The sequence below is a fragment of the Stenotrophomonas sp. NPDC077421 genome (genome assembly GCF_049545505.1).
In the GTDB taxonomy this organism is placed as follows: domain Bacteria; phylum Pseudomonadota; class Gammaproteobacteria; order Xanthomonadales; family Xanthomonadaceae; genus Stenotrophomonas; species Stenotrophomonas nematodicola.
In genome coordinates this window covers 1-6,416 of record NZ_JBMWDP010000071.1, presented here as the reverse complement: position 1 = coordinate 6,416, position 6,416 = coordinate 1, and the positions used below count along the sequence as shown (strand labels likewise).

The 6,416-nt window shown below is 65.1% G+C and carries 6 protein-coding genes and 1 pseudogene; all 7 read left to right on the top strand.

Translation table 11 applies throughout. The annotated features are described in order from the left end of the window. A partial coding sequence (locus tag ACPEH1_RS20325; RefSeq protein WP_423716303.1) for a hypothetical protein occupies positions 1-199 on the top strand: 199 nt, incomplete at its 5' end. A gap of 76 nt (positions 200-275) precedes the next feature. Next, on the top strand, positions 276-926 hold the full coding sequence (locus tag ACPEH1_RS20320; protein ID WP_003821087.1) for a hypothetical protein: 651 nt from the start codon (positions 276-278) through the stop codon (positions 924-926). Positions 927-966: 40 nt separating this feature from the next. After that, positions 967-2,100: a DUF6094 domain-containing protein gene (locus ACPEH1_RS20315; protein ID WP_255632234.1), complete on the top strand. Its 1,134-nt coding sequence runs from the start codon at positions 967-969 to the stop codon at positions 2,098-2,100. 103 nt (positions 2,101-2,203) lie between these two features. After that, complete coding sequence (locus ACPEH1_RS20310; RefSeq protein WP_003821089.1) at positions 2,204-2,515, top strand: hypothetical protein; 312 nt, start codon at positions 2,204-2,206, stop codon at positions 2,513-2,515. A gap of 102 nt (positions 2,516-2,617) precedes the next feature. Beyond that, positions 2,618-4,897, top strand: coding sequence for a helicase-related protein (locus ACPEH1_RS20305; RefSeq protein WP_423716302.1), 2,280 nt, complete (start codon positions 2,618-2,620; stop codon positions 4,895-4,897). Positions 4,898-5,010: 113 nt separating this feature from the next. Then, entirely contained in the window at positions 5,011-5,880 is an 870-nt protein-coding gene (locus tag ACPEH1_RS20300) for a hypothetical protein (protein ID WP_003821092.1), read from the top strand. 158 nt (positions 5,881-6,038) lie between these two features. Continuing rightward, a pseudogene (locus ACPEH1_RS20295) lies at positions 6,039-6,416 on the top strand (integrating conjugative element protein pill, pfgi-1); the annotation flags it as partial.

Sequence of the window (6,416 nt, the reverse complement as noted above, 5' to 3'; positions counted from 1 at the left end):
CAACGACGAAGTTTCTTCCGACGAGGAAATGCTGGAGTACTTCATCAGCAACGGCCTCACCGAGGCACAGGCACGGCAGGCACTGACCCACCGCGACCAGTACCTCAACAACATCTACCTGGAGGGCTTCACGCCAATCACTTCGGTAGATGAGGCGCTTCACTTCAACCCGCACACCCGGCAGTTCGAGCCGGACTGAGCGGCTTTCTTCCACCCCCTGGGGCAGTACTTGCCCCAGCGGGCGGTGCTGTTCCCGTTCATCCGAGGACACCACCATGCCCGAAAACACTTCTTCCACCACGCTGTATCGCATCGACGAATGCTCCGACGTGATGGCCGATGCTTGCGTCGGCGATGACCAGGGCAATCTGATCTTCCTGTCGATCTGGGCGCGCGACACCGCCGTCCAGCAGTTCCTCGCTCGTCTGACCCTCGGGCGCGACGAACAGGGCCTGGACCAGTTCCACGTCATCACCGACCAGGGCGGCAGCGTCCCGGTGTTCGTCAGCAACGTCGATCGTCTGGAAAAGCGCATGACCCGCGCCTACCGGCGAACGCTGTTCGGTTCGCTGTCCAACGTGTGGCTGTTCGACCGCCGCTGCGTCAAGCCCGACAAGGCCAACGCCAGCGCACTGGCATTGCTGCCCAAGGGCAGCGCCCACCGGCTTGACCGCCTGTGGATGCTGGTGCGGGACACCTGCCCACTGCCGCTGCTCGACCACTGGCGCGAAACCGTGCTGGAGCTGCTACAGACCCGCGAGATGCTGGCCCGTCTTCCGTTCGCCCTCGGGTCGCTGGAAGGCCATCGGCTCGCCATCGACGTGCCGGCGCTGACCCTGGCGCTGGGCTCCCTGATCCGCAGTGACGTGCTCACCGCCTATCCGTATCCGGCCAAGATTTGGACGCCGGAAGCGGTAGCGGCTTGACCCGCCCGCGAGAGCACGCCAAGGCGTGCTTTCGCACTTCATCCCCGCCAACCAGGAGACTTCCATGGCCCTCATGTTCCCGCGGCTCGCCCGCAATTTCTCCAAGAACGGGTACTACCCGACCGACGAACCCACGCTCGAAAGAGCCCTCAACGCACTGATGCCCAGCGATGGCCCGATGTGCATCCTCGATCCCTGCGCCGGCGAAGGCGTGGCGATCGCCGAAGCCGCTCATGCTCTCGGGCGCGAGCAAGCCAAGGCGTTCGCCGTCGAGTTCGACGCGGAGCGGGCACGCCATGCCCGCGGCCTGGTCGATCATTGCCTGCACGCGGACCTGATGGACACGATGATCTCAAAGCAGTCGTTCGGGCTGCTCTGGCTCAACCCACCGTATGGCGATCTGTCCAAGGACGTCAACGGCAACATCGGCTATCAGGGCCAGGGCCGTGCCCGCTTCGAGAAGCTCTTCTATCAGCGCAGCCTCTCGCTATTGCAGTATGGCGGCGTGCTGGTCTTCATCGTCCCTGGCTACGTGCTCGACGCCGAGCTGGTCGGCTGGCTGACACGCCACTACACGGACCTACGCATCTACCGAGCGGTGGAAACGCAGTTCAAGCAGGTGGTGATCTTCGGCCGCAGGGTGCGCCAGCGCGAGCTGGCACCCGATGGTCTCAAGGCCGTGCGCAATCTGCTGCTGCAGATCGGGCTTGGTGAAGTCGAAGCCGAGGAACTGCCGAGCGAATGGCCGTTCCTGCCGTACATCGTCCCCGCCAGTCCGGCCGAGCCGGAGCATTTCTTCCGCGTGACGATGGAGCCAGAGCAGTTCGCCGATGAAGTCGGCCGGCTGCAAGGCCTCTGGCCGTCGCAGGACACGCACCTGGGGGCCGCGCAGCAGTCGCTGCGTCCACCGGCGCGTGCCTTGTCCCACTGGCATCTCGCCCTGGCTCTGGCCGCGGGCGCGATCTCGGGGGTTGTGCGCTCCAAGACCGGGCGCGTGCTCGTCGTCAAAGGTGACACCCACAAGGACAAGACGCTCCAGCGGGAATTCACCGAACGCGAAGACGGCTCCATCGCCGAGACCCGCATCCTCACCGACAAGTTCGTGCCCGTCATCCGCGCGTGGGACATGACGCCCGGCTCCGCCACGCGGGGCGAGGTGTTGACCATCCGCTGATCGCTTCTCTACCGCTGACGGTCACCGTCGGCTTCCTCCACCCACCGGGGTCCAGTCGCCCCGAGGGGGCGCCGTGGCCCCTTCATCTTCAAGGAGCCTTTCCATGGCAGCCCAAGCACTTCCCATCGGCCAAGCATCGAGCCGGCGCTTCTTCCCTGGCGAGACCGTCGTGACCTGTGGCGTTGACGCCCTGGTCCAGCAGGGCCGGCTCAACCCGGTGCCGTATCTGCACCGCCACCTCAATGGCGACTGGGGCGACCTCGACGACTACGACAAGCGGCAGAACGATGCCGCGCTAGAGTCCGGCGAGGACCGCCTTTTCTCTTCCTACCAGGTCGCACCCGGCCTGCAGCTTTGGATTATCACCGAATGGGATCGCAGCGTGACCACGCTGCTGCTGCCCAGCGAGTACTGATCTCTCCCAGACGACGGCCGCCTGCCGTCTCTTCATCCCACCACGGGGCATGCCATCGCCCCGCGGGGGTGGTGCATGCCCCATTTTCTTTGGAGCATCACCATGTCCCTCGATCTCGAAACCACTGCCGCTGAAGCCGCGCCCGTACAGGGCGAACTGCTCGATGCGGAATCTTCCCCTCTGACCCTGAGCCTTCAGGATTTCGTCGGCGAGTTCGGCGACGAACTGCTCGACGCCCTCAACAGCGCGAACCCGCCGGTCTATAACGGCCAGCCGCAGGCGCACCGGCAACTCGTCGTCGCCAGCCTCAAGCGCAAGCTGTTTCCGGCCCAGGCCGAAGTCGTCCACGCCGCCGCCGAGCTGCTGATCGACCGTGGCGAACGCGCCGCGATCGTCAATGGCGAAATGGGCTGCGGCAAGACGACCGTCGGCATCGCCACGGCCGCCGTGCTCAACGCCGAAGGCTATCGCCGCACCCTGGTTCTTTCGCCGCCGCACCTTGTTTACAAGTGGCGGCGCGAGATCCAGGAGACGGTGGCAGGCGCCAAGGTGTGGGTGCTCAACGGGCCGGACACGCTCATCAAGCTCATCAAGCTGCGCGAGCAGTTGAATGTCCAGCCCACGGGCCAGGAGTTCTTCGTCTTGGGCCGGGTCAGGATGCGGATGGGGTTCCACTGGAAGCCCGTCTTCACCCAGCGGCGCACCCGTCACGGCAACGTGGCGGCGTGCCCGGACTGCGGCACGGTCATCACCGACCTCGACGGCGAGCCGGTCAATCCGGTCGCGCTCCAAGCCGAGGAATACCGCAGGAAGTGCAGCCATTGCGCCGCCCCCCTGTGGACGCTGATCCGCCCGCGCAGCCTGTCCGGCAGCGACCAGTCCTCGGCCGTGCTGAAAGCCCTCAAGCGCATCCCGACGATCGGGGAAGTCACCGCGCAGAAGCTGATGCAGAAGTTCGGCGAAGGCTTCCTCGCGTCGATGCTGGGCGACAACATCCATGAGTTCATCAACCTCATGGACGGCAACGGCGAACTGGTCTTCTCTGACCGCCAGGCGCATCGCATGGAAAGAGCGATGGCGAACATGGAGTTCGGCTTCGGCGAAGGCGGCTACCAGCCGTCCGAGTTCATCAAGCGCTACCTGCCTCAAGGCACGTTCGACCTGTGCATCGCGGACGAGGCCCACGAGTACAAGAACGGTGGCAGTGCCCAGGGCCAGGCCATGGGCGTGCTGGCGGCGAAGGCTCGCAAGACCTTGCTGCTGACAGGCACGCTGATGGGCGGCTACGGGGACGACCTGTTCTACCTGCTGTTCCGAGCCCTGCCTGGGCGGATGATCGAAGACGGCTACCGCCCGACCACGAGCGGCAGCATGACCTCGGCGGCCATGGCGTTCATGAGGGACCACGGGGTCCTCAAGGACATCTACTCCGAAAGCACCGGCACGGCGCACAAGACGGCCAGGGGCACCAAGGTATCGGTGCGCACGGTCAAGGCTCCCGGCTTCGGGCCGAAAGGGGTCTTGCGGTGCATCCTGCCGTTCACGATCTTCCTCAAGCTCAAGGACATCGGCGGCAACGTCCTGCCGCCGTATGACGAGGAGTTCCGTGAAGTCGCAATGGACACGGCGCAAGCCGCGGCCTACCGCGACCTGGCGGGTCGGCTGACCGCGGAGCTGAAACAGGCTCTGGCGCGACGCGATACGACGCTGCTGGGTGTGGTGCTCAACGTGCTGCTGGCCTGGCCGGACTGCTGCTTCCGGTCGGAAACCGTGGTGCATCCGCGCACGCGCAACACCTTGGCGTTCGTCCCGGCTCAGTTCAACGAGTTTGAGGTGACGCCGAAAGAGCGCGAGCTGATCGACATCTGCAAAGAAGAGAAGGCGCAGGGCCGCAAGGTCCTGGCCTACACGGTCTATACCGGCACGCGCGACACCACGTCGCGCTTGAAGGTGCTGCTGGAGCAGGAAGGTTTTCGGGTGGCGGTGCTGCGCGCAAGCGTGGACGCCAGCCGCCGCGAGGACTGGATCGCCGAGCAACTGGACCGTGGCATCGACGTGCTCATCACCAACCCCGAGCTGGTCAAGACGGGCTTGGACCTGTTGGACTTCCCGACGATCGTTTTCATGCAGTCGGACTACAACGTGTACTCGCTCCAGCAGGCGGCACGCCGCTCCTGGCGCATCGGACAGAAACAGCCGGTGCGCGTGATCTACCTCGGCTACGCCGGTTCCTCGCAGATGACCTGCCTGGAGCTGATGGCCAAGAAGATCATGGTCTCGCAGTCCACCTCGGGCGACGTGCCCGAATCGGGCCTGGATGTGCTCAACCAGGACGGTGATTCCGTCGAGGTCGCGCTGGCCCGGCAACTGGTCGCCGCCTGATCCCCACGCCAACGCCGGCCTCGCGCCGCCGGCTTTCCATTGTTCCCACCTTGCAGCCACGCCCACGGTCTCCGTGGACGTGGCTGCGCATTTTTCATTCCAAGGAGATTTCCATGAACACCCATACCCAATCCACGCCCGAAAACGTGAAGGCCCGCCTGACGCTGGACGTGACCTGTTTGCTCAACGGCGAGGCCGCGTCGGAAATACTGGCACGGCTGCAACGCATGTGGGTCCGCGCCATCGGCGAGAGGTTGCTAATCGATGAGACCGCCGCGAAGGTGGATGTTTGGTCGATCGAGGTGACCGAGTTGCCCTCGGCGACTAACAGCGATGCGCTCGAAGCCGAGATCGCCGCCTTCATGCAGCAACGCATCGGGGACGGCAACCTCTGTGCAGAGGACATTCCCTTGCGCCTGGCGAGCTATGGCCTGATGGCCCCCGAGGATTTCATCGACGAAATGCGCGAGCGCATGGGCATGGAAGACGACGCCCCCACGGGCCGAGCCGTCATCCCCTCGACCGAACCTGCCGACGGCGGTGAGATCGAGATGCAAGTCGCGGTCGTCTGCATCGGTGCCTCCGGTAGCCCCAACGTGCCGGTCTTCAAGGTCAGGATCACCCAGGAGGAATACGACCTGGGTATCCACTACGACAAGGCCAGGGACCTGGCCGAAGAGGCCCGGTACGAAGGGCCGTTCATCTGCTTCGACGCCGCCGAATATGGCCCCATCCTGTCGGCCGCCCGCGAACTTGGCCTCGTTCCGCAGGTCGTCGTGGTCGATATGACCGACGGCCAGATCCACTCCATCCGCTGCGACAGCGGCGAGATCAAGGTCATCTGCTACGACACCAGCGACACTGACGAGTATTCGGCGGCGGTGGCGAACCGGCCGCTCGGCGAGAACGGGCAGTTCGTGCGCTGCTGGTCGCACACCCAACTGGCACGGGTCGATCCCGGCCTGAAGCTGGCTCGGGATTGATCGGGCGAAGCCCGATGCGTTTTCACAGGCCCCTTCGGGGGCCTTTTCCTTTGGAGGGAGGCTGCCGGGAAATCGGGCGCTGCCTGGTTCGCATTGTTTGCTGCCGCTCGTGGCCCGAGCGGCGATGGTGAGGGCTCGATGTTTCAGGACGACGCGCCATGTGCCCCTCTCCACCTTGGTTTCACCATCCCGAACGCCGTCTGCTGGCGGGTTTTCTCGGCCTGCTTTGGTCGGTGCTGGCTGGCGGCTGCGCGACGACGAGCGCGCCGGTCGCGCCCGACACCATCGAGGAAGTCTCGGCCGCACCCGTACCCGAGGCGCCCGAATACATCCCCGTTGTGCGCTACGGCCGCTACACCCTCGTGGAACTGGCACCGACAGCAGCGCAGCGCGACCTGCTGTTGCAGACCATCGACGTGTCGATGCCCGAGGATGCACGCGCTACGGTCGGCGGCCCACCTGCACCTCGGCCCCATGACCCTGCGGGATGCGCTGCTCACCCTGGCTGGTTCGGCCTGGGAACTGCACGCGGATGA